This window comes from Rhodococcus sp. BP22, from assembly GCF_014281965.1.
In the GTDB taxonomy this organism is placed as follows: Bacteria; Actinomycetota; Actinomycetes; order Mycobacteriales; family Mycobacteriaceae; genus Rhodococcoides.
In genome coordinates this window covers 134,394-160,269 of record NZ_JACFTB010000007.1, presented here as the reverse complement: position 1 = coordinate 160,269, position 25,876 = coordinate 134,394, and the positions used below count along the sequence as shown (strand labels likewise).

The 25,876-nt window shown below is 59.3% G+C and carries 16 protein-coding genes and 1 pseudogene; 7 read left to right on the top strand and 10 right to left on the bottom strand.

Annotated elements, in window-relative coordinates:
- Positions 1 to 3 precede the first annotated feature (3 nt).
- Positions 4 to 741 (top strand): hypothetical protein, encoded by a 738-nt coding sequence (locus H2510_RS20645; RefSeq protein WP_222438827.1) that lies wholly within the window; start codon positions 4 to 6, stop codon positions 739 to 741.
- A gap of 108 nt (positions 742 to 849) precedes the next feature.
- On the opposite strand, the gene H2510_RS16605 is transcribed toward H2510_RS20645, so the two are convergent.
- Positions 850 to 1,986: an HNH endonuclease gene (locus H2510_RS16605; protein ID WP_186629405.1), complete on the bottom strand. Its 1,137-nt coding sequence runs from the start codon at positions 1,984 to 1,986 to the stop codon at positions 850 to 852.
- A gap of 385 nt (positions 1,987 to 2,371) precedes the next feature.
- On the opposite strand from H2510_RS16605, the gene H2510_RS21105 reads away from it, so the two are divergent.
- Together H2510_RS21105 and H2510_RS16595 are read left to right on the top strand one after the other, a co-directional pair.
- Positions 2,372 to 5,185 carry a PD-(D/E)XK nuclease family protein gene (locus H2510_RS21105; protein ID WP_186629404.1) on the top strand — a complete coding sequence of 938 codons (2,814 nt, stop codon included), beginning with the start codon at positions 2,372 to 2,374 and terminating at the stop codon, positions 5,183 to 5,185.
- Position 5,186: 1 nt separating this feature from the next.
- Positions 5,187 to 8,444, top strand: a complete 3,258-nt coding sequence (locus tag H2510_RS16595) for an exodeoxyribonuclease V subunit beta (protein WP_186629403.1) — start codon at positions 5,187 to 5,189, stop codon at positions 8,442 to 8,444.
- 79 nt (positions 8,445 to 8,523) lie between these two features.
- Here H2510_RS16595 and H2510_RS16590 read toward each other — a convergent pair whose 3' ends face one another.
- From H2510_RS16590 to H2510_RS16560, 7 genes are all read right to left on the bottom strand, one after another.
- A complete protein-coding gene (locus H2510_RS16590; RefSeq protein WP_186629402.1) occupies positions 8,524 to 9,288 on the bottom strand; it encodes a GIY-YIG nuclease family protein in 765 nt (254 codons plus the stop codon).
- Between the two features lie 12 nt (positions 9,289 to 9,300).
- Positions 9,301 to 9,987 (bottom strand): hypothetical protein, encoded by a 687-nt coding sequence (locus H2510_RS16585; RefSeq protein ID WP_186629401.1) that lies wholly within the window; start codon positions 9,985 to 9,987, stop codon positions 9,301 to 9,303.
- Between the two features lie 702 nt (positions 9,988 to 10,689).
- The gene (locus tag H2510_RS16580; RefSeq protein WP_186629400.1) at positions 10,690 to 12,849 is read right to left on the bottom strand and encodes an RNA-binding domain-containing protein; all 2,160 of its coding nucleotides are present in this window, start codon (positions 12,847 to 12,849) and stop codon (positions 10,690 to 10,692) included.
- A 192-nt stretch (positions 12,850 to 13,041) separates the two neighbouring features.
- On the bottom strand, positions 13,042 to 13,779 hold the full coding sequence (locus tag H2510_RS16575) for an HD domain-containing protein (RefSeq protein WP_186629399.1): 738 nt from the start codon (positions 13,777 to 13,779) through the stop codon (positions 13,042 to 13,044).
- A 48-nt stretch (positions 13,780 to 13,827) separates the two neighbouring features.
- Positions 13,828 to 15,198: a hypothetical protein gene (locus tag H2510_RS20870; RefSeq protein ID WP_261392986.1), complete on the bottom strand. Its 1,371-nt coding sequence runs from the start codon at positions 15,196 to 15,198 to the stop codon at positions 13,828 to 13,830.
- 2,115 nt (positions 15,199 to 17,313) lie between these two features.
- Positions 17,314 to 17,967 (bottom strand): response regulator transcription factor, encoded by a 654-nt coding sequence (locus H2510_RS16565; RefSeq protein ID WP_088943640.1) that lies wholly within the window; start codon positions 17,965 to 17,967, stop codon positions 17,314 to 17,316.
- A gap of 38 nt (positions 17,968 to 18,005) precedes the next feature.
- Positions 18,006 to 19,211 carry a histidine kinase gene (locus tag H2510_RS16560; protein ID WP_315901399.1) on the bottom strand — a complete coding sequence of 402 codons (1,206 nt, stop codon included), beginning with the start codon at positions 19,209 to 19,211 and terminating at the stop codon, positions 18,006 to 18,008.
- A 165-nt stretch (positions 19,212 to 19,376) separates the two neighbouring features.
- Between H2510_RS16560 and H2510_RS16555 the strand changes: the two genes are divergently transcribed.
- Both H2510_RS16555 and H2510_RS16550 read left to right on the top strand, forming a co-directional pair.
- Positions 19,377 to 20,000 carry a DUF4352 domain-containing protein gene (locus tag H2510_RS16555; protein ID WP_186629397.1) on the top strand — a complete coding sequence of 208 codons (624 nt, stop codon included), beginning with the start codon at positions 19,377 to 19,379 and terminating at the stop codon, positions 19,998 to 20,000.
- Positions 20,001 to 20,130: 130 nt separating this feature from the next.
- Positions 20,131 to 20,736, top strand: a complete 606-nt coding sequence (locus H2510_RS16550) for a VWA domain-containing protein (protein WP_261392985.1) — start codon at positions 20,131 to 20,133, stop codon at positions 20,734 to 20,736.
- 150 nt (positions 20,737 to 20,886) lie between these two features.
- On the opposite strand, the pseudogene H2510_RS20865 reads toward H2510_RS16550, so the two are convergent.
- Both H2510_RS20865 and H2510_RS16545 read right to left on the bottom strand, forming a co-directional pair.
- Positions 20,887 to 21,074: pseudogene (locus H2510_RS20865) on the bottom strand (integrase core domain-containing protein); the annotation flags it as partial.
- 23 nt (positions 21,075 to 21,097) lie between these two features.
- Entirely contained in the window at positions 21,098 to 23,227 is a 2,130-nt protein-coding gene (locus H2510_RS16545) for a hypothetical protein (protein WP_186629396.1), read from the bottom strand.
- Positions 23,228 to 24,174: 947 nt separating this feature from the next.
- Between H2510_RS16545 and H2510_RS16540 the strand changes: the two genes are divergently transcribed.
- The gene (locus H2510_RS16540) at positions 24,175 to 24,996 is read left to right on the top strand and encodes a hypothetical protein (protein ID WP_186629395.1); all 822 of its coding nucleotides are present in this window, start codon (positions 24,175 to 24,177) and stop codon (positions 24,994 to 24,996) included.
- Between the two features lie 133 nt (positions 24,997 to 25,129).
- The gene (locus H2510_RS16535; protein ID WP_136171558.1) at positions 25,130 to 25,705 is read left to right on the top strand and encodes a TerD family protein; all 576 of its coding nucleotides are present in this window, start codon (positions 25,130 to 25,132) and stop codon (positions 25,703 to 25,705) included.
- Positions 25,706 to 25,876: the final 171 nt, after the last annotated feature.

Genomic DNA, 25,876 nt, shown 5'->3' with positions numbered 1-25,876 from the left:
CCTGTGAAGGACATCTCGTCCGTGTTGTCGGGCATCGAGAGCGACATCAGCAATTCAGTCGAGCCCTCTGGCCTCAACGCACGGTGGTTTGGTGAACAAGTCGTGGCGTCGCGGACTAACCCGGCCGAGATGGCGAACTGGGCCTCGTCCACCGTTATCGAAGACAACGTGCAAGCGCCAGTGTTCGACGAGTGCGTGTTCTCGTGGCTGCACAGTGGCGTGCCCGGCGCATTCGAGTTTCCCATCGGGCATGCGGGCCTCATGCACGTCTACGGCTATTTGCTGTCCTCGGTCGAAACTCCGTACGGCTTGAAGCGGGGGAGGTGGTTGACCGATGATTTGGCGAAAGCGTTCGGGCTGAAACCGTCGTTTTTCTTTCCGACCGCTTCGACGGTGCCGTTGATGGAACGTGTTGCGTCAGTTGCATTACCGACCTTGACCGATCCGACTGCAGACAGTCGGACGATTTTGACAGTCGACGAGGTCGTCGATCGTCGTCGGTGTATGCGGACCGTGTACATCCGCGACCCCATGAGCAATTCGACTGCGCTACTGTATGGCTCGGTATCCGGTGACGACGTCCAGATTGTGACCGCGTTCCCGATCGGGCCTATGACTGCGCAGTCGGTGCAGGATCGTCTTGCCGAGCCGACACGCCATCGCTACAACTACGCTCCGGTCGATGCGCAGCCGGGTAGCCACTTCGATGGAACGGTCCAAGTGCTGACGTCCGCGTTCTGAGAATTGTCGTGTGACCAGCTGTTCGTTCGCGTGTTCGTCGGCGCATCGAATGCCGGTAGCGGTCGAGAATGGACATAGTCGAATGAAGTGGCGCGGACGACTTCAGAATCAACTTTTTGTGTTCGTCGACGGTAGGTGCTCGGCGACGCTTGACAGGTCGATGCGGTATCCCTGCAGCCAAGCGAAATCGACTTGTAAAGCCGTGATCTTGTTCCGGCCCCACCATATTGGGGAGCCTGCCGGCTGGCTGGCATACAGTCCCCGTGCGGACGTGACCACTCGATCGAACTGCACCGGCCAGTCGATGCTTGTCGCCAAGTCGGTAATGGATTGACGACCGCGGTCCAGGGCTCGTACGACGTGTGACCGCGCGGGCAGCAGCTGAGACTTGCTGGTATTGCACGATGGGCATGCCAACACCAAGTTCGCGAGCCCGTCAATCCCCACCCTCGACCACGGGAGTACATGATCGACATGTGCCTCCGGCCCCACGCGCGTCGAACAGTAGAAGCACGACGGACCGAAGGCCTCGATCAGCGCGGCTCGGGGACGTGCGAGCGCGACGCGGTCGCTGCCGAACAGGTGGCCTTCCAGATCCGGCACGTCGTCGTCGAGGAAGCTGTTCTTTCGCCGGACATCGTCCACCCATGCGAGCATCAACGCGGGTTTAAGTAGCGCGGACATTCGTGCCAGAGCGAAGCACACTCCGGGGTACAGCGTGATGCGGTTGCCGTGGGCCAGGACGGTCGTGATGCCCATCTTGTCGCTCATCCAGCCGTCGTCGTACAGAAATGGCTCACTCGCGTATCCGCCGGGCACCCGCTGCAGGCGATAGAGCGGCTGTGTGGCGAGAACGCGCTTCACCGTCTTGATCATCTCGCGGAACAGATCAGGGTTTCTCAGTGCAGCGATGTCCAACGGTGTTTCTCGGCCGGCCGTTCTAGTAGCTCGAGCGAACTCCCGGACCGCGTCCGGAATCGTTGCTCTGGCCTGCGTGGATTGGCGTAGGTAGTGACCGTCGAAGTCACGCACCTGCCGCCAGTAGAGACCGACGACCCGCTGGGCCAAGTCGTCGAGATCGACATCCACGGCGGAGCTGTGGTCGTCGGGAACGTTCTCGACCGAAAATTCGAGTAGCGCTACCAACACGGCCGATTTGTAGGTGGCGACGCGTGCGCCGGTGTCGAGAACGCTGACCAAATGCTGGCCCAGTGTCAGCGGATCAGCGGGCGAGGGATTCGACATACCTGCACACTACTGAGCATGGGAAAACTTGTTTGTGATGTGATTCCGTCGATCATCGAAGTGTTGGGTCGCGTCCCGAAGTAATGAACCCTCGACATTGAAGAGTACGGAAAGGCGTGGATCGACCAACTGTTTGAACAAGCCCACGAGTGGCGTGATGCAACGCTAGAGAACAAGCCAGCGGAGCTAGCAGACGTCCCGTAGGTCGTCCGTGCACTGGCCGCGCACCTTGGCTTGACCGACGCGGCTCTCGACGCAGTGGCTTCGGACAGACGGTCTGAGCGAGGTGGTTTCGAGCAGCGGATCTGGCCCGAATAGTGACTGCTCGCAGCCTGCCTTGGCCAAGCTGCCGACGCGGAAGGTGACTGTCGGCCATGATGTAAGCGTGGGAAATGATCTGTATCAACGCCTCGTCGACGCCGTCACTCGAGCGAAAGGGGACCGAGTACTTCGGCTCGTCACGGTGATCGTGCCCAGCCGAGGTGCTATCCGAGACGTTCTGCAGTACCTCGCCCGGCACGGCGGGGTCGCCAACACCCAAATCCTGACGCTCGATCTGGCCGTCGCCACACTGGCTGTCCCGGCACTGGCACCCCGCGTGCCTTTGCCGTTTCCGTATCTCGACGCGTCCGTGCAAAAGGTGCTCGCTGACGAGCCCGGAGTTTTCGCCGACGTCGCAGATCAGCCCATCACCGCCGAAGCGTTGGCGGCTGCCTCACGCACGCTCGGTGCCGTGGCTGATCCATCACCCACGGACGCGACTCCTCTGGTGCGCAACATGCTGCGCGTACACACTGCCGCCTCCGCCAGACACACTGATACGCAATATCTTCCGCACGAGGCATACGCCGCCGCCACATCTCGAATAGGCGAGTTGGGTGCGGTGGTGATGTTTCTCCCAACGGCTGCGGACGTGGGTGCATCGCAGTTTCTCGACGCTCTCGCGAACCGCAGTCAGATGATCGAGACCGAGGTGGAACCGCTGGGCACCATGGTGATTCACGCCTCTGACGCTGATGACGAAATCCGATCAGTCGCCAGACTCGTACGAAAGCATCTGGCCAGCGGAACACCGGGCCATCGCATCGGCGTGTACTACGCCAATGCCGACCCGTACCTGCGCTTGATCCACGAGCATTTCGGTGGTAGCCAAATCGAGTTCGCCGGCGAGCAATGCCATACTCTCAAGCACCGACCAGTCGCGCGGTCTTTGCAACGACTGCTCAGCATCGACACCGCCACGCTGCCCCGACGTGAGCTGCTGTCGATCCTGTCCGAACGTGCCGTCCGTTGGATCGACGACGCAGGAACAGCCCTGCCATTGCGGCGCGCGGAACGACTGACCCGGTCCAGCATCAAGATCGTCGGAGGCGTCGATTGGGAACGGCTCGCCGCGATCGCGCCGGAGCATTGCGACGGGGAAGTTGCAGGATCGCTGTACGCACTGGTGACTGCCCTACGTGCCGACCTCACCGCGATCGCCGAATCCGACTCGTGGTCTGCAGCATCCGACAACCTGATCGCACTGCTCAAGCGCTATTTCACTGCATCATCGACTCGTAGCGACGATCCCGCGTCCGCAGACACCAACGCCCTCACCACAATTTGCCGAGAGCTCGGTGTCATGGATGGCATCGCACCGCAGCCGACCGCGTCGGGAATCGTCAACGCCATCTCGGTACGGATCGATGCGTTGCCGGAGACCGTCGGAACCACTACGTCGGCCGTTACCGTAGGCCCTCTCGCAGCCGGAGCGGGACGCGACTTCGACGTCTGCGTCGTCGTCGGAGCGGCCGAGGGCATTCTCCCGGCCACGCGACGCGAGGATCCGCTGCTGCCTAGCGAATTGGTGGGTCGCACGCTCGCAGAAGAGATCCAGCACCAGAAGGCGCAATTCCTGGCCACGCTGGCGTCGGGTCAGCAGCACCGCATCGTGTCCTTCCCACGCGGGAGTATGCGCGGGGGAGCGGAGAAGGTGCCATCGCGCTGGCTCATGCCCACACTCGATGCGTTGTCCGGAAGCAAGATCGGCGTCGTCGACTGGCAGAAGCAGACCGCAGACGTCGAGGCCATCGTCACGGTCGAATCGTTCGACGTCTCGACGCAAACTGTAGATCGTCGCATCGGCGATAGCGCCGCATCGGAAACTGAATGGCGACTCCGTGCATTGGCCGAGGTTTCAGCACGTGATCGGCGGGGCGCACTCGAAGACCCCATTGTCGCTGCAGGAATGGAACTTCGAAGCGACAGGCTGCACGGCCGATTCACTCGCTTCAACGGCAACGTCTCTGACATCGAGAACGCTGTGAAGTTCTTCGATGCACCGGTGTCGACGAGCAGGCTCGAAGAGTGGGTGGCCAGTCCTTACCGCTTCTTCGTCAAGACGGTTCTTGGCGTCGACACGCTCGATGACCCTGACGACGCTGCGCAGCTCGATCCGCTGACCCGTGGCAATTTGATTCACCTTTCCCTCGAACGTTACGTGCAGGGGACGATCGGCGGCCTCGACGCCACACTCGATCGCCTCATCGAGGTCTCCGAAGAAGTGCTTGCCGACGCCCGCATCGACGCACCGGGATGGCTGCCGCAACTGTGGGAAAAGGACAGCAGCATCATTCGTCGCGAACTCGTGGAGTGGTTCGAACTCGACCGGGCCGATCGTGCCGACGGGTGGACGCCGGTGCACGTCGAGCGGGATTTCGGTGTCGAGCCTGACGTGGTTTTGCTCAATGTGATGGGCGAGCAAGTTGCGTTCGCAGGCAAGATCGACCGCATTGATCGGCACACCGATGGACGAATTCGGGTTACCGACTACAAGTCCGGCCAGGCGACGTCGTACAAAAAGCTCTCGGAATCCGAACCGACCGACGGCGGCACCAAGTTCCAGCTCCCCGTGTACGGACTACTGGCCCTGACGATGGGGAACAACGTCACGACGCGATATTGGTTCGTCAACCACAAGGCGAACTACGAGACGATCGGATACCAACTGACCGATGCCGCGGTCGACGTTTTGAAAGCCGATATCTTCCGAGTACACAGGTTGATTCGAGCCGGGTACTTCCCGCCGCGCCCACCTGCCAGCCACTGGGCGAATCCGCTGGTCGATCTTCTCGGCAAACCAGGTCTCGAACGGGCGTGGTCGAGCCTGCGGGACGTGCCGGAGCTGGCCGACTACCGCGCGAAGTACGGAGACTGAGATGTCCAGTGAGAACACCCTTCTGGTCGACCACGGCGATCGAGCGCGAATCGGAACCGATACATCCGCAACGCTGTTCGTCGAAGCCGGCGCGGGAAGCGGAAAGACGCATTCGCTCGTCCAGCGCATCTGTCACCTCGTACTAGAGGACGGAATCGCACTCGATCGCATCGCGGCCATCACGTTCACCGAGAAGGCCGCAGCCGAACTCCGTGAACGAGTCCGAACGCACCTTGCAGCCTTCGACGGCGATGCGGCTGCAAAGGCGATGGAACAGATCGACACCGCCGCGATCGGAACGCTGCACTCCTTCGCAGCACGCATCGTCAGCGAACATCCGTTGGAGGCGGGTGTGCCGCCGCGCGTCGCCGTCGTCGACGCGATGGGCTCGCAATTGTCGTTCGAACGTCGTTGGCGGCGCATGCGAGCTGCACTCTTCGCCGACGAACTCACCGCTCCCAATGGACTCACCGACGCGATGCGCATCGTCTTGGGCGCGGGAGCGTCGCTCGATCAGGTGCGAACTCTCGCGGACGCGCTCGACCGAAGCTGGGACCGTTTGATCCTGGCCGACGTTGCCCCGACGATGGCCGTCGCGGATATCGATGCCCTCCTGCGTCTTGCCGACGAGATTGTCGATTTTGGTGTGGACTGCAGCGACGAGTCGGACGGTTTGGCAGTGCGGCTGTCGTTGCTCGCGCAATGGCGATCGGACATGGCCGCGGCCAAGACGACGAGTATGTGGATCGCACTGGCGGGTGAAGACGGGTTCCCGAAGCCAGGTAGGGCCAAAGGCCGGGGCGCGAATTGGGTCGGTGGTACCGCCCGCGTGGACGAAATACGTTCAGCATTAGATGAGTTGAAGGACGTCGTTCTGGCCGAGCGGACACGCTATGTCGCGTCGGCGTTGGCGATCGTCGTACATCATCTATCTCGCGTGATTGTCGACGAGGCCGCCGAACGTCGTCGACGAGGTGAGCTCGAGTTTCATGATCTTCTTGTCTACGCCCGAAACGTGTTGCGTGACGGGGACGTCCGTGGGCTCGTGCACGACTCCTACCAGCGGATCATGCTGGACGAGTTCCAGGACACCGATCCTCTGCAGCTCGAGATCGCACGGTTGATCGTCGACGGTCCGGACGAGTCGGGCCGGTTGTTCACAGTGGGGGACCCGAAGCAGTCGATCTATCGATTCCGTCGAGCCGATATTGCTTCATACATGGCGGCGCGGGATGCTACCGATACCGCTGATGTGGTTCGACTCACCACGAACTTCCGATCCACGAAACCTGTTTTGGATTGGGTGAACTCGGTGTTCGGATCATTGGTCGTCCCTGACGGATATGTCCAACCTGAGTACACGCCGCTCGACCCCGCTCCGGGCCGACCCGAGTGGTCGGATAGAACGGGTTGGGGTCCGGCTCCCTTCGTGTTCGAAGACACCGATGACGCAGTAGAAGACGAGCACTTGTTGACTGCGTCGGAAGTGCTACGCGCCCGCGAGTCACGAGACGTCGCGCGCATCATCGCGACCGCGCTAGACCAGGGATGGGGGAAGGAGAAGGGCGGGTTTGGCGAGTACACCCACCGGCCAATCACGTTGAGCGATATCTGTATTCTCATCCCCTCGCGCGCAGTCCTGCCGTTCCTCGAACGATCTCTCGACGACGCCGGAATCGAGTTCCGTTCCGAAGCATCATCGTTGGTTTATTCGACACAGGAGGTCCATGATCTGCTCGTCACCTGCCGCGCCCTGGCCGATACGGCCAACGAGGCTGCGGTCGTCGCCGCACTGCGGACGCCGCTGTTCGGCTGCGGGGACGATGACTTGCTGCGGTGGAAGGCAGCGGAAGGGCGATGGGACTTCTTCTCCGACCCACCTGCGGGTTTGGAAGATTCACCGGTCGCGGCGGGGCGTGTGTATCTGAAATCGGTGTGGTTCGAGCTGGGGTTGCTCAGTCCTGGTGCGCTGCTGAGTCGGTTGGCGGCCGACCGTCGAGTGTTCGAGGTGTCCATGGATTCGCCGCGCCATCGGGACGTGTGGCGCCGGCTGCGGTTTGTGATCGATCAGGCGCATGCCTGGTACGGCGAGGACGGCGGCGACCTCCGGGACTATCTCGATTGGGCCCAGACTCAACAGGACGATAATGCGCGTGTCACCGAAGCGGTGTTGCCTGAAGTTGGGGTCAATGCCGTGCGAATCATGACCATGCACGCCGCCAAGGGACTGCAGTTTCCGATGGTCATCGTTGCGGGCATGAGCGGCGGATTCCGGACGGCATCCGATCCCGTGGTGTGGGGTGACGACGGGACCATGCATCTCAATGTCTCTGCGGCAGTGCAATCCGTCGACTACAAGACAGTCTCGGCCAACGAGAAGGCACACACGCTGGCCGAACGAGTGCGGCTGCTGTACGTGGCATGTACGCGGGCGGAAAGCTTCCTCGCGGTCTCGGGTTACGCGGGTACCCGAGACAGTTGGGGAAAGACCCTGGCTGCCGGCACCGCTGGCGTCCCCAATGTGATTCCCGATCTGATCGATCCAGTGCGGGTCGAGGAGAGTGGCGAGTCGAGTTCGGTTGCGTTGCAGAGCTGGGCCGAGTGGCAGGCCGAGGCAGCTCGGGTGGCGGAGATCTCCTCGCTGCCATCGGCGGCGTCCGCGACGCAGGTCGCGCATCCGGTGCTGCCTGTGCATTATGCCGTGATGTCGGAGTATCGATCGGCGGGTCTTGTATTCCGGTCGAAGTCGATCGAGGTGGTCGCACCATCGATCGGATCCGTCGAGAGCGGAACAAATCTCGGTGTCGCGCTGCACGCGTTGTTAGAAGTTGTGCCGCTCGATACGCCATTGGACGCTGTATTTGACGAGAACGCCCGAAGTGCAGGTGCTTTGGCAGGTCTGGTCGATCTTGATCGCTTCGTACACTTGGCGAAGTCCGTGTTCAGCTCCGAGCCTGTGATGCGAGCTTCGGCGCGCGAGCATTGGCAGGAAATGCAGCTCGCCGGAATGTCGCCGGGCGAGACCATCGTCGTCGAAGGGATTGCGGATCTGGTGTACCGCGAGGACGACAGGTCGCTGGTGATCGTCGATTACAAGACCGACGTCGGGGTTACGGCTGAGACGATTGAGGCTTACTGGACTCAGTTGGCGGTGTATGCGGATCTGCTGGAGCGGGCGACTGGGGAGCTCGTGCGTGCAATGGCATTGGTTTTCGCACGACCTGTTTCAGCAGCAGTGCTTCGACGGACTCGGGCGTGACGGAGAATATCCGTGTTCGTCGGTGCTGCTACCAATGACGCTGTGCTGCCATGCGAGAGATCGCATTAGCCGACTACGTCTACGTCTCCGCGTCGTAGAGGGTTACCTCGATGACAGACAGGCCTAAAGAAGCTGCGATCCGGTCGAGGAATTTTGGTGATGTCAAGAACCACTCCGATCCGCCCCGGGTGGTCCGGGAGCGTGAGTGGTCGGCGTCCTCGAGCCATGAATGGAAGAGACGTTCCATATTGGCAGACTCATCGGCCGGATAGATCCTAAGGAGAATCGGATCCTCGGGCAGCGCAGTCAACCTACCCTGCGACCGCGCCCGGTAGAACGCGTCACGCGCCGAGTGTCCAACCTTCAGGAACGTCCGTCCGCTTTCTTCGTCCGCGCGATGCTTGATGTAGTGGGGGAGCGTGTACACGTAGATCCCGGAGGTGTTCGCTTTCTCAGCAGCCACCGAATCGGCGACAGCGACATCGATTTCAGCATCTTGTGCTTTGCTGTCGGCCGCCCGTGCACTGAGCTGCTTCTCTTGCTCGACCAATGCATCTCGGAGGTCAGGGGACAGCTCCAGCCTTGTTAACCACGCACGGACTTTTCGGGCCGCCTGCTCGGCCATAGTGGGGGCCGACGGTACATGACCGTCTCGCAACACCCGAATGAGGTTCCTGCCGTTGTAAACCCAGCCGGTGGTGTTCAATCCCTCGCGCTCCGCCATTTGCTGCGGGCTCAGGCCTTCGAGTTCGTAACCCCACAATCGGCCCAGCACAGTCTCGTCCTGGGCGAGTAAGGACGCGACCTCGTCTTTTCTGCTCCACATGGCTTCTGAATCGCTCATCAGTACTTCCTGTCAGGTGTCGGTTGACCCGTTCGCGTGCCAGAGGAGCTGGTCGAGCATCAAAAGATCGATGCCGATCGCTTCCCCGGCGACACGGGCGACAACCATGGTGGCGTGATCTGAATCTGGAACCCTGAATCCCAAAGACCGCAAACTTTTCCGTACACGAATATTGACTTTTATCGCACTCGAACCGGACCGCATCCGCATGTAGGCAAAAAGCGCTGGACCTATGCCCTTCACACTGCCGACCACGGGGTCGAGACTCGGGGCGTGCTCTACTCCTCCGCATTGGTCGGCCCAGGTCTTGCATGCCTCATTATCGTTCAAACCCATCGTAGAGCCGAACCCCGACAGGTTTGTTGCTACGGCTCTGATCGTCGTGGCTTCGGCATCTTGAAGGCCATATGTCCGAGCGTCGATCCCAGACTCCGCAAGTGTCAGAAGTGTGGTGTCAGGGGAGGCTGCTTCCCACCGGTCGACAATTTTCAAGACTCGCCCAATATACTTTCGTTGCCGAGACGCGACAACGTCTATGACCATCGAGCCGCGACGACCGGCATACACCTCGGCATAATCGGAGGCCCGTCCACGGGCGGTTTCCCCGTGGACGGCAAACAACTCGGCCAAATTGGCAATTGCGCTTGTCCAGTAGGCATTCTGCTGAAGGACTAATAGCGCTGCGCTGGGATGGTCCATCCGTCATGTGTATCAGAGCTGATGTTGGTTTCGGCAGCTTTCGACAGCAGGTGCATAGTGATGCGTTCGGTGTACATCGGCCACGGCCGCGCCTAAACGCATTCTCCGCGCTCAAATCTCGTCCGCTCGGTCCAAGTCACACTGCTGTCCGACTATCGCGGCCGCCAAGCCGGGAACTGTCGTCGATTCCGGTGGCTGTCTTGACAACACTGCTGTCCATCGCGGCCGATTTCTACTCGGCCGGGACGCTCTCCACGCGGCCACTGCCAAGTTGGTCTACTGTTTGTTGCTGATGTGGCGAAGGAGGTATGTCGCCAGTAACGCGGACGTACGCTGAATTCGTGAGGTCGACATGGAGGTCGTCAGTCTTGGCTCGATTGGCGGCAAGACGTGGCAAGCCTGCACCGTGTCACAGTCTTGATCGGACAACGACATGAAAAGTAGAAATACACAGCCAGCATGCCTATAAATGTGCCAACCATTAGGGACGGCTCGCATTGCCAGGCAGCCCGACCTGTTTCTGACGGAATGTAATTTTTTGGTGATCGAATAGAAATTTCAGAACTTCCGTGAATACACACTAGCGGACGGTCGCGAATGTGATCAATCCGCCAAATCGTAAGATCTCTAGCTAAGGCCAGCGGGAAATCTGCTCTCCTTATTCTCTGAGCCTTGTGTGGCTCTTCTGGAGAAGCTTGTGCTTCAACGGCTAGCCAGAAATCCAGCGAGGTCCCGGCCCTTCAGTTCCCTTGTTTGATTGCCAATTCTTACAAATAGCTTTTCGTCGTCAAGCCAGACGGGTGTACCGCTACTTTGTACTTCAAATACCGCAACTAGTGCACCGCGGACCTTCAGCCACGTGATTTCCACAAGTTGCGATATTGCATTAGAGTCTATTCTTCGCCCGAGCAAGTCGCCAAGAATCCATCGTTCAAATGGATCTAGGTCGTTTCCGTATAATTTCAGATCGGCGCTCAGCCCCTTAATTTCACCCGAATCGTGTACTCCCACGGCTAAGGTACCGCCAGCCGAATTCAGAAGACTGGCTACCGTCCTTGCAACTTCGGTCTCCATCTCCTTGTCTTTAGTTCGGGTTCGTGTATTGATTCTGAATGACTCTTTCAACTCGAAAGTGTGAGACTCTCCTGTCTCGATCCGTTGGAGAAGACCTAGCTCAGTGTTCGGTGCTGCAAAATCACTGGTTGGGCCTACGGTCGACGGTCTGCGTTGCAAGGCCTGCATAGCGCGCAGTGCACCTGTTCGCACGTAGCGACCTGACACCTCCTCAAGTAAGCCAAGACTCGTCAAATCCTCAGCTGCATCTTGAGTCGCCGTGTCTGACTTTATCCATTGATTTACTTCAGATTCTGTGAGTGCGGGATCAAGTAGATTAGCTGCTTCTGGATAGTGCAGCTCCATTGCATCGACCAGGGCGTTCCAGTCGCTACCAGCGGTCGACCGCCATTTATTCAAGGCTGTCGCAACGTCGGTGCTCTGGATTGTGTAGACATCGAACTCGTCAACTCTTCCTCTTGAAACTATCTCGCGGGTGACGGAGGCAAGATTTCTGACGAAGTATGGCATGCCGCCGGTAGCCTGTTGCACGTCCGACACTGCTTCAGTTGTCCAGTCCAGAAACATCGGCCGGCCAAGTTTTTTAAGTAATCGTCTTGTTTCTTCAAGGTGAAAAGCGGTAATGTACATGCTGTTGACCTGCCCAAACATCGGATTGTCGACTTGGTCATCGCCTGTCCCAAGTGTGGAAGATCGAAACATTCTGTTGGCTACACCTGAAAATGCTAGCGACACGTTCTCGCAAGCTTGAGCTGCGGCCCTTAGGGCGCCCAGCAGACTTCTTATCTGTGCGGGATTGCTCCTCGCGAAGCGGGCCGCGCTTTCGATTTCGTCGACGGCTATAACAAATCTGATCGAAGAATTTCTTGCTGCTGACCGCTTTATTCGATCTGATAATTCTGGAGGTGTAATTTCGTCAATTTTTTGCTCTTTATGATCCCCTATCCATACATTGTGTCCATATTCCCTCGCTATTCGTAAATCGTCGATCAGGTTCTTTGCGATCGATGTGGCCAGACTGGATATGCTGTCTTCTTCAAGAGCCTGAAAGTCGCCGAGAGTAAAGATTACCTGTTTAGCTAGTAATTGGCGCTTCAATTCCCTGAGTACGGAGGTCTTACCTGACCGTCTGAGTCCCAATATGGCGATATTTTGATCGCTCAGAATCGCGGCTGCAGCTTCTTTCAGCATTAAATGTCGACCAAAAAAATCATCACCAGTGACGGGATTTTGAGTCTTATAAAGGTCTCGTTCACCTAGGCTTGAGCGCAATTGCATCAAAAGATTTTGCAAAGTCTTTTTTGAATCGGTCTCCGAAATTTGCACAGTTATCACAGTTGTTGGCGATGCGCTAGAGCTTTGCCATTCGTCGATTTTCGCTTGCGCATCCGGATCGTCGGTAATTAACAGCACGATCTTAGAAGATGGTGTAAATCTTACATTTGTTTGCCCAACTGCAGTTTGAGCAGAATCGGAAAGGGCCGAAAGGCCGTTTGTCATCACATTGAACGATCTTCGTTGAAAGTCTTTCCATGGAGCGAAGAACGCTGCGACCTCGCCGTTTATCAGAAATTGTCGTTCTCGATCTTTTCCAAGTCTGCATATAGCGAATCCGACATTTCGGAGGTCGACATGGTTTACATCGGTAACGAGAAAGAATAGAGGGGTTAGATTTTCAGCAGTGCGCAAAGCCAAATCCAAATCCCTGGCCTTGCTGAACCGCGCGAAGAAGTCCTCCCGTCTGGAATTTAGGTCAGACTGGGTGCTGTCTACGCCGCGCGATGTCATAGCAGCACAATAGCTGAGGACCGATCAACATGGCGCTTGTTCCTGTTGAATGTCGCCGTCGCCGTCGCCGCGTCCATCGACGGAGGCAAGGCGATCGGTGACGGCGGTGGCTTCTTGGTATCGACGATAGTATCTTGTCAACGGTCGTCGCTTTCATGCTCGATGCAGTTGCGACCCTGTTTGAACCGACCGTTAGAACGGTGTCAACGACTGGGACAGTGCGGTCAACCTGGCATCAATGGCATCGATACCGCTTTGAGTCAGGCCGAGCAGTCCTCGGTTGACGTTCAAGGCCGAGACGAAAACCTCGACCACCGGCGCGTATTTGGCTGCGAGTTTCGTTCGCTTGACCTCGTCGTCGAGGTACTGCACGCTGCCGGCGTTGTCGACGAAGTCGGTGAACTTCACCAGGAACACCTTGGGATCTTGGATGACTTCGGCAACGTGCGCGGTGTAGGCCGCGTTGTTCTCCGCCTTGGAAATCTCAGTATCTGTGGGCGGATTAGTCACCGCAGCAACGAGTCTGGACGTCTCAGCGCCGAATCTGTCGGCGATGAGCTCAAGGGCCGCTTGTTGATTGGATCCCTCCGAGAGCCGTGACTCGTCCAGAATCGACACGATCTCCTGGGGTTGATCCTCGACGGTGTCGTGCAAAGCAGTCGCGCTGAGAACGTCGATGTCGGTGCAGCCGAGGCGGATCAGCCGCAAGACGTTCCTGAGCGGGTGCACGATGTAGGGGTCGGCAGGGTATGCGGAACGCCCAATCCGCTTTTGGGACAGATGAGCGGCCGTCGCCAACTCCATTGCATTGCCAAGCTGCGTTCGATCGACACGGTGGGCGTCAATCTCGTGCAGGATGGCGAACACCAGAGCAGCAGAGTCCATATCCTTCAGCTTGGTTGCGCGGTAGATCGATCCAAGATCTTTCATTTTTCTATCTCCTGTCGGTTGGGGGCAAAGTAGCTTCTCGGTGGTGCGTCAAGAGGATCGGGGGAGCTCGTCGGCGAATCGGTAGGAACAACCGATGTTGCCTGTCGTGTTCACGCCGGCATTGACTCGGATCCACGCGATGCATGACCGCGCGACCAGACGAATGTCCTTGGTGAACAGATATCCGTCGGTGCAGTCCTCGAAATGGCCGTCGTTCTGCCACTCGTCGAGAGGCAGGCCTGAGGACGAATAGTCCGCAAGAAGTAGGTGGCCGAGTTCGGTGCGGGAGCGTCGGAGCATAAACACACCGTCGGTCAGGACGACCACCTGTGAGCACACTACCGGGGCGTCATCGGTGGAGTCGGCGACATAGTCGCTGGGGCCAACCTCGACGATGAATCCGACTGGCTTGTCGTACAGCGACTCGATCATCCAGGCGGCCAAAGAGTCCCATTGATCGACTTCTAACCGTCGACCATCGACGATGAACGCACGGACGAGTGAACCGGGTTCGACCGGCGCTTCCCATGCATCCTTAGCCCAGCCGTCGTCGGTGCTGTTCATGCGTCCACTTTGGTCGGCCCAGATGGCACCGAAGGTGAAGTCACTTCGCGTAACGGTCTCGTCGGCATCCACACTTTCGACACTCCAGCCCTCCAGCCGCACTCGGAGGTCGGTCACCACGACGTATCGGTAGCCCTCGTCGTCGAGGTTGTAATGCCACTCCGGGATGTGAGGCATGGCCGAAAGACTGTCGGTCGTAACGCGATGCGCAATCTCGGCACGATAGACGTCGGATCGCACGGATCGAATCCGAGTGATCGATCGATTCTTACCGATCGCATACGCGGACTTAGCCGTCGACATCGCGGCGCTGGCGGGGTGGAAGTGCTGCTCGACGATCATCTGTGACCGGCCGATAGAGGAACGACTCGTTCGTGCGTCACGCCTCGTGTACATGACGCTCACCAGGTCGGAGTCCCGGAGGCGTGGAGGTACCTCGCCTTCAGGTTCGACTTCCACGATCACCGTCGAGTTGCGTCGCGGATCGCTCCGAAGGCACCACTCGGGTAACTCGCCAAGACCGTAAGGCTCGTGATCGAAGAACGGTTCATCGCTCCACACGTCGGCGCGGCAGATTTCGATTCCGACGGTAGGCCACGTCAGGCGGACGTTTTCTTCTGTTCGGAGGGCGAGACGTCCTGCGTCCCACCATCCGCAGTGGGCGGTGTGGAAGACAACCCGGGCATTCCCGAACGCGGACTCCTCCACGTGTGCCGACTCCATGTCGACGCTCCGACGCAGTTCGGTACGCCGTTGGGGCGTGAGGTCCGAAAGCGGATGGTCGACCTCGATAACGACCATGAATCCGGGATCTCCAGCGGGTATGTCGTTGGGCCCGAGGCGTGTTGGTTCCATAGTTCTCCTCTGTGTCGAGCGAAGGTGTTGCCGAGAAAGTCGGCGAAAGCGGAGCCCGGACTACCGGACTGCCTGCAACTTCATTTGTACACGAGGGTGCCGACAGGTTTGTCGATGACGCACGAGCGGAAACGGTTCCGGCAGATCGGGCGATAGGTAGTCGAATGTGCCGATGGTCGAGAACGGGCTGGGGTGCGCACCCGTTTCCAGGCTCGGAGGCTCTAGTGCTCAAGAGATCGCACATCATCATCGCGGTTATGGCCATGGCGTGCTTCGGCTGTTCCTCTGCCGATCCTGTGGTCACCACGCCAGCAGAGACCGGTTCGGTCACGACAACGTCGGCTACACCGGCCGTAACGACTTCGACGGAGCCGACGTCGGCACCCGCCGTGCAGCCGGTACCCCCAGCGCAGCCAATCACGTTCGAGTGCGGCGACCCCTCTGTGTACCAGGCCGGGACGGCATTGTATTCCGATGGAACCACGGGGTACGAAGCTGACTGCGACACGTACGTCACTCCTACAGCCCCGGAGTTCAGCTACTGCGATTACGGCGGCACTTCTGTCAACACCGATGGTTCCTACACGGTCAATGATCCGCGGTGTGCAGCCCCGGCACCTCCAGCTGACTCGGGGTATCCGTACAACGAATCGGAAGATTACAATGGGGACGGCGTCGTCAACGGGTACGAGCGCTGCGGTGTTCTGTGTGGAGACGAGCCCACTAGCGGGGACATCCAGACGCAGTACGGCTGCGAGCAGGGGTATATCACCGGGCCGCAATGTGACGAATGAATCCTGTTCGAGGCGAATATGGTCTCGAAAAGTTTTCGCCTGCCGAAACGCGAGAGCCCGGATCCTCCGACGTCATCAGCATCCGCGAATTGCGAACCTTCGCAGTCGGGAGACCTAACGGCTGCCTGGATCCTGAGCAGCGCACGATCGTCCGGTCGGTGGCCGCTATGAATCATCGAACTCGTCCTGTTTTGCAATTGCGCTGACATGAGGCAGTGCTCGAACGTGCTGTTGGAGACGCTGAGATCGCCGGCAGACTGCGTCTGCCGACCTATGGAGGGGATGTTTGCACTTGGTCGTCCCAGCAGCGCTACAAAGACTTTCGGAGAGCGGTCAGCGCATGACACAGGTTGTATAGCAGTCGATTTCATCAAACTGATGAGCGGTGAAATCGCTGAACAGCAAACTTGTTCGGAAGTGGTTCCGACTCGAGCCGCAGAATTAAAAGATTCGGGGCAGTAACGCTAGAAGTGGTTTCACGATTGACAGTTATGCGAAGTCTGAGGCTGTTGTCGACCGTCGGTGTGCTTGCGTGCCTTGTCGCGTGTGGCGGATCGCCTGATGAATCAGAACCAGGCATTGCTACGAGCTCCGTCAGCTTATCGACCACGTCCCAAACGCCGACTCCAACTTCGGCCCCACCTTCGCCAGTCGTTCCAGCAGCACCGCCAGTAGCCGAACCGATCTACACGGAACCTCCGGCACCCGAACCTGTGATCGTCGATTGTCAGCCGGGATTGGGCCCAATCACGACGTACTGGTCGGACGGCACCGTCACCGGATACACCGCCTATTGCCAGTCCGTACACGACGAAGCACTCCAAGGTGAGATCGACGCAAACACCTCAGTGTGTGATGGGACCGTATGCACGTATCCGAACGGCGCGACCATTCCGGATCCGAACGCAGTGCCGGACGATCGATGCACGAACCAAATCGACTATGCCGGTGATCCCCGGTCCAACGCCGAGATCAATTCGATCGGCGCATCGACCGGACAGTGCCCAGCGCCCATTGAATGACGGTCGGGTGCCTGTCGACCAGCCAACGTCCTGTGGATCTGTAATTTCGGTAGCTTCGCATTGACGCGCGCGGGGACCTTGCTTCGTCCGCTTGATGGGACCAAGCGGATCATCAGATGTAGTGGTCCTCGTCGCTGATCGCTGGGTGCCCCAGTTCAAAGATACCGAGCGTAGTGCCGTCCAACGGTTCTTCTTCTCTTCGAGAGTCCGCTGACTGCACCGGCGACTTCCCTCAGTGTGCTGGCGAGCCGCTGCGGAAGCGAATCTGATTGGCAATCAGTGGTTCCGGCCTGGCCCGCTCACGTGACCATGCCTGCCCGAAAGGCAGCCAGTGCAGCCTCGACTCGATTGCGCACACCGAGTTTCACGAATATCCCGGAAATATGGGTCTTCACCGTCGTCTCGCTGAGGTAGAGCTCGGAGGAGATGTCCGCATTGGTCGAACCAGTAGCCAAGATGCGCAGTACATCTCGCTCCCGCGGGCTCAGCACGTCCATCGACATCGAATTCGGGGCCGTCGGCAACACCGATGTTGCGACGATTTTCCGCAGCGAATCTTCACTGAACAACGTGTTGCCGGATGCCACTGCTCGAACCGACTGATGAAACGTTTCGGGTGCCTCGCTTTTGCTCAGAAAGCTGTGCGCCCCGGCCTCGATGGCGCGTATCACCAGATCGTCCACATCCATCGCCGTCATTGCAATGACTTTCGGGGGATGGGTCAGCGTCATCAATTCGCGGGTGGAGTCCAGCCCGCCGACCCGTCGCATCTGAAGATCCATCAGCACCACGTGCGGCCGGAACGCCGTCACTGCAGCGGGAACCTGGTCGCCGTCCTCCACGTCGGCCACCACCGAAATGTCCGGGGTCTTCGCGAAGATGTCCGTCACTCCACGACGAACGAAGGGGTCGTCGTCGACGATCAGAACTGTAATCACGGCTGGCGCTGTCATGGTGCCCTGAGCTTAGAACGCGTCTCCGACACCGTCCGTCAGGAGTACCACGGCAGCCAGCACGAGACCATAAATTCACCCGGCTGCACGCCGGCACTGAACGTCCCGCCCACCCCGCGGACCTGTTCGGCCAATCCCGCCAACCCCGTACCCGACCCATGCTCAAACGGCGGTTGCCGCAACAGCTGATTGCGCACATCGACGCGAACACCCGTCTGATCGGACCCGTGCACCGCCACCCGAACGGTCGATCCGGCGGCATGCTTGTGCGCATTGGTAAGCGATTCCTGCACCACCCGGTACGCCACATGACTGCTCGCAGCACCGATCTCACCGGGTGTCACGTCGAGCATCAGCGACGTGTGCAAACCCGCGCCCCGCGCCGAGTGCACCAGATCGGAGATGCCCTCGACGCTCTGCCGGCCACCGCCTGAGGCATCGGCCGATCCGCGCAGCACACCGATGATGCGCTTGAGCTCATCTAGCGCATCGTGCGCAGTCTGCCGAATCATCGACGCTGTCTGGGCTACCTTCTCGGGCCCATCGGCACTGTTGACTTGCATTCCGCCTGCAAACAACGAGATGCGGCTGAGGCTGGCGGCGAGGGTGTCGTGCATGTCGCGGGCGATGCGGGCGCGTTCCGCATTGAGCAGCATCTCCTCACGAAGTGCGTTGGACTCCACCGTCACCTTGTCCCGCGTGACCACGGCCGCCGTCAGGTCGGATCGTGTGCGGCGCAGCATTGCTCCACCCACGACCAACCCGACGAGTACAGCTGCGACCACCCACGGAATCCACGCCGCGACGTCCCACTCGACCGGCGTCGACCCATCTTTGGTCTTGGTCGAGCCGAGGGTCAGCACGGAGTAGTACCGACTGCGATGCGCGTCGTACGTCAACGACACCCCGCACGCGACGAACACCGCGACGGCAGCAATCACCAGCGGCCTGGTTCGCGCGAACGCACCGACAGCAAACAGGGCGATCAACGCTGCCGTCGCATCGGTGGCGAAGAACAGCGGCCCGGCCAGCGCCAGTCCCAGAACGATCCATGGCCGCTCGTGTCGCCAGATCAACGCGATGCCCGCGACGAGGTTGAGCGCGACGCCGATGCCTAGATTCCACCCCGGTGTGCCGGACGATCCCGCCAACCCGGCGGTCATGATCGAGCAGAACAGGCTGAAGGCCACCGCTGCTGTGGTCCAGGCTTTTCGGCGCAGGGTGCCTGTCCGGTGGGTGATCACGAACGCAAGCGTACGGCCGAGCACCGACACGGCGGATCGTCCGATCGGCCCGCATCACCAACCGGATGCGACCGAAAGGAGGAGGGGCACCAACCGGTCAGCCGAGGCGCGGACAGGGCCGACTGCGGTGTGGTTGATGCATCGCCAACCGAGAGGAATTTCGACATGACCACCAACAGCCCGAACCCCCAGCAGCAGTACGCCCCGCCCGCTCCGGAGCAGAAGAAGAGTTGGTTTGCGCGACACAAGATCCTGACCGTCATCTTGGCGATCGTCGTGCTGGGTGTCCTCATCCGGCTCATCGGCGGCGGTTCATCCGAGACCCCGACGGCTCCCGCGCCGGCCGGGTCCTCGCCGTCAGAGGAAGCGGCTCCTGCGGCCCCGGCCGAGCCGACTCAGCCGGGAATCGGCGTCCCGGTGCGCGACGGCAAGTTCGAGTTCGTCGTCACGGCCGTCGCGCCACCCGTCTCGACGGTCGGCTCGGAGTATCTGACGCAGACCGCTCAGGGCGAGTTCGTTCAGGTCAAGATCTCCGCGCGCAACATCGGCGACCGAGCACAGAGCTTGGACGCGTCGTCGCAGAAGTTGCTCGACGCCGACGGCAAGCAGTACTCGGTCGACAGCCTCGCGACTGCCTACCTCGACGAGGGCATCGGCTACGAACAGATCAACCCGGGCAACGCGCTGGACACAACGGTCGTGTTCGACGTTCCCGTCGGGACCGTCCCTGCTGAGATCGAGCTGCATGATTCCGCCTTCTCGGGCGGTACGACGGTTGGGCTGCGGTAGCGGTCGTCAACCGCTCTTCCGTTATCTCTCAATCCATTCATTCGACGCAGTTTCGGCTGCGTCCTACGGAAGGAAATCATGACCAACCCGACACTCTCTCGTTGCAGCTTTGCTCGACCGGTCCGGTTCGATGCATTCCATCGCCGACGACACCCGCGGCGGATTCGACTCGTTCATCGCCAAGGAGCGTGAGGCCGACGGCCGGACCGTGGTCACGCTGGCGCAGTTCGACAACCGGTACGAGCTGGTCTACGACAATGTACCCATCGAGAAGGTCGACCCGCTGGTGCTCGAGCCACGGGGCGGCACCGCGTTGTACGACGCGATCGGCTGGCTTGTGAGCGAGGTCGGTGCCGGGCTGGCCGCGATACCGGAGGACGAGCGTCCCGGCTCGGTGACCGTTCTCGTGATGACCGACGGTCACGAGAACGCAAGCCGGGAGTGGACGAATACTGCTGTGCGGGAATTGATCGAGCGGCAGGAAGCCGAGTACAGCTGGGACTTCGTGTTCTTGGGATCGAACATCGACGCCGTCAAGGTGGGTGCCGATCTGGGCTTTCAGCGCGACAAGTCGATGACGTATGTTTCGACGTCGGTCGGCCGTACTCGGTGCGCCTGCGGTGTTGGCTTTCTCCACCGAGGACCCCAGGCGCGCGCCAGGGGAGTAGGCGAGATGGGCGATAAGGAAGCAGTGCGGCTCGTAATCATTCAGTCGAATGATTACGAGCTGCGATGAAGCATTGCGACCCTCCGGTCCTATGCCTACTCAGTATCACTTCGACCGAAGATCAGGACTTCATGAAATTTCCATTCGATCGGTAGATCGCGGCTAGATGTATGAGGCACGGACGTTAGTGACGCGGTGCAGGCGGTAAGCGGCGGGCGGTCATCCTCCGCGTGCTGAATGCGGTCGGTGGTAATTGTAGTGAACATTCCAGACGTCGACGGCGGCGCGCCCCTCGGCTTCGTTGGTGTACTTACGGAGTACAACAGTTCTTCGGCGAGAATTCGGTTGTAGCGCTCGACCTTCCCATTGTGTTTCGGCGTATACGGTTTGATGCGGTAGTGCCGAGATTCGCGGAGAGACAGTCCCAGACCTACACCAGGTGGACACCGCACTCGGCGGCGGCTTCTTCCAACGATGCAATGACTATGTGTAGAAATGTGCTCGGATCCGAGCTCGACAAATCCTCAGGGACAGTGACGTTCTTGCCGAAAATGCTATCGGAAATGTGCTGAGCACGTTTGCCGGTCGACCCATTGCCGCTATACGCGTAGCTGATCTGCCAGTCGGAACGCGGCACTTCGGACAGTCGTTCGCGTATCGGCTGTTCGAGCCGCTTAGCGATCTCGTTCGAGAACTGGTCGATAATCACAGTCTGATCTTCCAAGCTCTCGGGCGGCGTGCCGATCCACTTCTCGGGGCGCTCCAGAGCCTTGTAGATGTCTTCTTTCAGCATCTCGCGCAGCTCGGCATTAGGCCTCAGTGTGTCGTATTGGTCTGCGATTCCCTCGGCAAAGCGTTTTGTCAAAGCCTTGATGCGACTCCAATGTTCCTTTTCGACATCCTCGGCTTCGGCTGTCCCCAACAAGCCACCCCAGCGGTGATGAAACTGCCTTGTGCCGGTCTCGATGGCCGCTGACAGAAATGCCTTGTCGTACACGGGCTTTGCGGGTCCGAGGTCGGGTCTTTCTGCACTTCGTTCGATGATGACAAGCAGCTTCTGGAACTGGCTGATCGACCACCGCCCGTTGTCAGTGGCGGCTTTGAGCGGCTGGTCGATGCTGGATAGAAGCACCCGATCGTGGTCCAAACGATCGCGCACGCTCTGCTCGGCACGCGGTCCGAAATCCTTGCGGATCGTGCTGAGCACATTTTCGACGCTTGCCAGCACGTGATGCGCACGATCGCGGATGTTCGTCAGGTTGTCGCCCTGCACCTCCTCGAAGTGGGTGAAGCAAAAGATAAGCTTTTCCACGTTCCCAGAGGTCAAGATCGAACGGATTGCGGCAGCAGGCGCGGCCTGCATCGGCTGTTGTGCGTTGTCTACCAGTAGAACTGCGTCGACTTCATTGATCGTAGCTGCGACATTGGTAGGTAGTGCCGCTGACGATTTCGCAGTATGTCCGAGACCCTCTCCATCGATCAGTACTAGTTTCGGGAGTTGGCCGTCAGCCCAGGTCGGTAAGAAGGGGCCGGAAACGCGGATGCCGTCGACGAGCGGGGTAAGCAGATGCCCGAAGAGGGGCGCGTAGTTCGACGTGAATCGATTGACTGCTTGCAAAAAGGCGGCCCTGTCAGCTTTCTCGAACTGCCAACTTTCCGGCCAACCTTCAGCGTTACGCTTGAAGTCTCCGGTCATTTGCGCGGCGAATCGTTTCTCGATTTCCTCCAACAGGCTGTCGATAATCGAATGAAACGTGTCATCGTCGCGAAGCGAGATGTCTAGATCTTCGTCCTCGACTGGAGTTGAGCCTTCGGACAAGCCGTGCCGTGTGACGAGAAATTTGAGGGTGGAGATTGCAGCGTCGATCAGGCGTGAGCTCTCGTCAAGGTCGATGCCGTCGAGCCGTTCCGGCTCCGCGTCGAACCGAGGTGGCTCAGTTGCAATCGCAGGTAACTCGAACTCGTCGAACTCATCCAAGTTCCGTTTCGTCGCGGGCGATGGCTTCGGATTCTGTTTGCGACCTAGGATGTAGCTGAAACGGAATCGCTGATTCTCGTGGTCGAGCAGCGCCGACCTTACGTCCTGGTCGGTCACGCCGCGTCTGATCGCCAGCGCAGCCTTCACCGCGCACTCGATGAGATGGTCTGTCACTTCCTCAGAAGAAAAGAAAGTCACAACAGCTTTATACGTTCCCTCGGCGACAATGATCTCAGTATCCGCGACAGTAGTTTTGGCCGTCGATGTCGACGGGAATCGGTCTCGATCCGGATCAGTCCCCAAAATCTGGCGAATTACTGTTGTTTTCCCAGCGCCGGTTGTCCCGATCATCAGAACGCGTCGATAGTCATCTTCGAGAGTGGGCAACGGCATGTGAACCTCGCGAAGGTCCCGCGAAGCTCCTGGAGCTGGTGGTTCTGCGCTGTCATAGAAAGCAGATATGACGGCCGGATCGAAGGTCCCCTCCGCGTATTCACGTGCAGCGGGATCCCACCAGTCCTCGTCGGACAGCAGCTTGTTGAGCTGTTCCTCCATGCGCTCAGCATGGTGCGCCTCGAGCACTCCAAGAGTCCGCCGCACTCGCCTGCCAGGTAGTCCGGTCGACGGATCCACACGTGCTGGATGCCTGAACGACGCCGAAAATGGCTCGCGTGCGCTGTTTCTGGAGATCGATGCGGTATAGATGGTTATTCTGCCTTTGCCCGAAGTGATGCTGCTCGAGCATTACTATCTCTTGACCGTGCGACCCCGGTCAATTGCACCCTGTAGTCAGCTGCTCTTCCAGCGCAGGCGCCCATCCTTCGCTGTGCCGCACACCATGGCGGTACCGGCCTTGGTTACTCCTGGGGCACCCGGCACATCACAGAATGACCCGGGGTGAACGACACCAGGAAGTGATTCGGACGGGTCTGGCACTGGTACAGCCGGCGGCGTGTATGCAGGCGGAGGTGGCGTGTATGCCGGTGGTGGTGGCGTGTATGCAGGCGGAGGAGGCGTGTATGTCGGTGGCGCCGGCACATACACCGGCGGTTCTGTGGTGACCATCGGCGGGATCGTGGTAGCTGTCGTTGTGGTCGCCGGAGCGGAAGTGCGCGTTGTTGTCGTTGTCGTTGTCGGTCGGGTAGTTATGTCGACTTGGGGGAGGGGCGGCACGGTGACTTGTACGGGGTCGCCTGTTTCGACGTTCGAGTCTTCCGCTGAGCATCCCCCCAGCACAAGCGCGCTCAGCGACAAACAGACTGCAGTGGCAGTCACGCGTTGATGAAGCGAGGTTTTACGAGATACTGTACGGAACTTCAAGTAATCGCCTGCATTCGATTTGGGCGGGGCTGAGTGCGCCCACGTTCAGAAGGAGACTTCGGCTGAACATTACTATGCGTTACATCGCTACCCGATGAAACACATTGCCGCAGTTCCCCGATGCCCTGACGGATGACCTCTGACTGAACAGGACCACGATGCTGCCACCGTTTTCGCCCAGCTTGAAGGAAAAGGACGCTACCAAGTGGATGGAGTCGCTTAGTGGTGTCATCGGCGAGGGAGAAAAAATACGGGCGCTGGCACGGATCAGCACGTTCAGACCGCTGACAGATGGACTGGCGGTAACAAATCGTCGTTTGATCCTCTTCCTGAGCACAAGCCTGGATTCCAAGGGGCCGCTGGTTGAGATAAGTGCACTCGAGATCGGTGCCTGCGAGATCAAGATGCGTGCCGCAGGTCGCACTCTGGTGATATACGCCGATGGAAGAGAGCCACGGAACGTCGCAACGGTGAAGGCTTCGGATGCAGACTTCGTCGTCGCTCGAGTGAACTCCATAGCCGACGCGCGGACAATCGAACGTCCAACAGTCGACGTTTACGACCCATTCACCACACCGTGGGTAGAGCCAACGGCTGCCCAAGGGTTCGGGCCGCCGGGACCGACCTCCCAGCCACCGCTTACATCGGAGCTCTCAGAGAACGTCGAAACCACTGAATGCTCGGTGAAAACCCCGTCAGCGGACGTAATCGTCGAGGGTCAGGCCCCTTCGCGGAAGCGTCTGGTGCCACTCTGGAAGACGATTCCAGCCTGGGCTTTCATCGCGTTCTTTTCACTCGGGGTGGTGGCGGGTGCTTTTGCTGAGAGTGACAACTTATCGCTGGTGGCGCTCTATCTGTCCCTGCTTCTGATTCCACTCCTCGCCTTGTCGAGGGCACGACGCAACTCGATCCGGCGGCGAGCGAAGTCGTTAGGTACGGCTCCCGAGTTCGGTTTCGCGGAGAAGAACTGGCTTCCGGTTGGGATCGCTCTCGGTGCCGTCTTGTTTATCGTGTTCGGCGTGACATCTTAGGGTCATTCAAACGGATTAAATGTGACTGTTCACAGTGTTCGCAAAGCATTTATCTGCTAAAAGTAAAGAGCTGTGCTCACATGTAGTACAAAATGATCGATCTCGATCTCTGCGTCGAAGAAGGAGTCGGATCATGAGCGTGACCTTGGCCAAGGGTGGAAACGTCTCCCTGAGCAAGCAGGCACCGAGTCTCACTGCCGTTACTATCGGACTTGGCTGGGATGTCAGGTCGACCACCGGTGGTGACTACGATCTCGACGCAAGCGCCATTGCTCTAGGGAGCAACAAGAAGGTCCTCAACGAGCTCTTCTTCGTCTTCTACAACAATCTGAAGTCGCCTGACGAGGCCATCGTGCACACCGGCGACAACAGAACCGGTGAGGGCGAGGGCGACGACGAAAGCATCGACATCGACCTCGTCGCTTTGTCTCCCGAGATCGCATCCATTGTGTTCCCCGTTTCGATTCATGCTGCCGAAGAACTCGGACAGAACTTCGGTCAGGTCGTCAACGCGTTCATTCGCGTCGTGGACAAGTCAGACGGACGCGAACTGGCTCGATTCGATCTGAGCGAAGATGCCTCCACCGAAACAGCAATGGTGTTCGGTGAGCTGTATCGGCATGCTGAGGAATGGAAGTTCCGAGCCGTCGGCCAAGGTTACGCTTCGGGTCTGGCCGGAATCGCCCGTGACTTCGGAATCAACGTCTGAGGTAGGCCATAGGTCGTCGATGCGGTCGGCCGGGACTTGAAGCGCCCGCCACCGCCGATGAATTCATTACGAATGAGTCTCAGTAGTAACGCAATAGGTAGAATCGTCGATTCCTCAGGAAACGGTTCGCGTTGCGTCATCGTCTGCGAACCCGAGTCAGTCTGAGGAGAC

What these genes read in the sequence shown, in the direction of transcription:
- H2510_RS16565 (WP_088943640.1), bottom strand. Translation starts at nt 17,967, where the DNA reads ATGACAGCGCCAGCCGTGATTACAGTTCTGATCGTCGACGACGACCCC.
- H2510_RS16555 (WP_186629397.1), top strand. Translation starts at nt 19,377, where the DNA reads ATGACCACCAACAGCCCGAACCCCCAGCAGCAGTACGCCCCGCCCGCT.
- H2510_RS16595 (WP_186629403.1), top strand. Translation starts at nt 5,187, where the DNA reads ATGTCCAGTGAGAACACCCTTCTGGTCGACCACGGCGATCGAGCGCGA.
- H2510_RS16580 (WP_186629400.1), bottom strand. Translation starts at nt 12,849, where the DNA reads ATGACATCGCGCGGCGTAGACAGCACCCAGTCTGACCTAAATTCCAGA.
- H2510_RS16605 (WP_186629405.1), bottom strand. Translation starts at nt 1,986, where the DNA reads ATGTCGAATCCCTCGCCCGCTGATCCGCTGACACTGGGCCAGCATTTG.
- H2510_RS16540 (WP_186629395.1), top strand. Translation starts at nt 24,175, where the DNA reads ATGGAGTCGCTTAGTGGTGTCATCGGCGAGGGAGAAAAAATACGGGCG.
- H2510_RS16590 (WP_186629402.1), bottom strand. Translation starts at nt 9,288, where the DNA reads ATGAGCGATTCAGAAGCCATGTGGAGCAGAAAAGACGAGGTCGCGTCC.
- H2510_RS16575 (WP_186629399.1), bottom strand. Translation starts at nt 13,779, where the DNA reads ATGAAAGATCTTGGATCGATCTACCGCGCAACCAAGCTGAAGGATATG.
- H2510_RS16550 (WP_261392985.1), top strand. Translation starts at nt 20,131, where the DNA reads ATGCATTCCATCGCCGACGACACCCGCGGCGGATTCGACTCGTTCATC.
- H2510_RS16535 (WP_136171558.1), top strand. Translation starts at nt 25,130, where the DNA reads ATGAGCGTGACCTTGGCCAAGGGTGGAAACGTCTCCCTGAGCAAGCAG.
- H2510_RS20870 (WP_261392986.1), bottom strand. Translation starts at nt 15,198, where the DNA reads ATGGAACCAACACGCCTCGGGCCCAACGACATACCCGCTGGAGATCCC.
- H2510_RS16585 (WP_186629401.1), bottom strand. Translation starts at nt 9,987, where the DNA reads ATGGACCATCCCAGCGCAGCGCTATTAGTCCTTCAGCAGAATGCCTAC.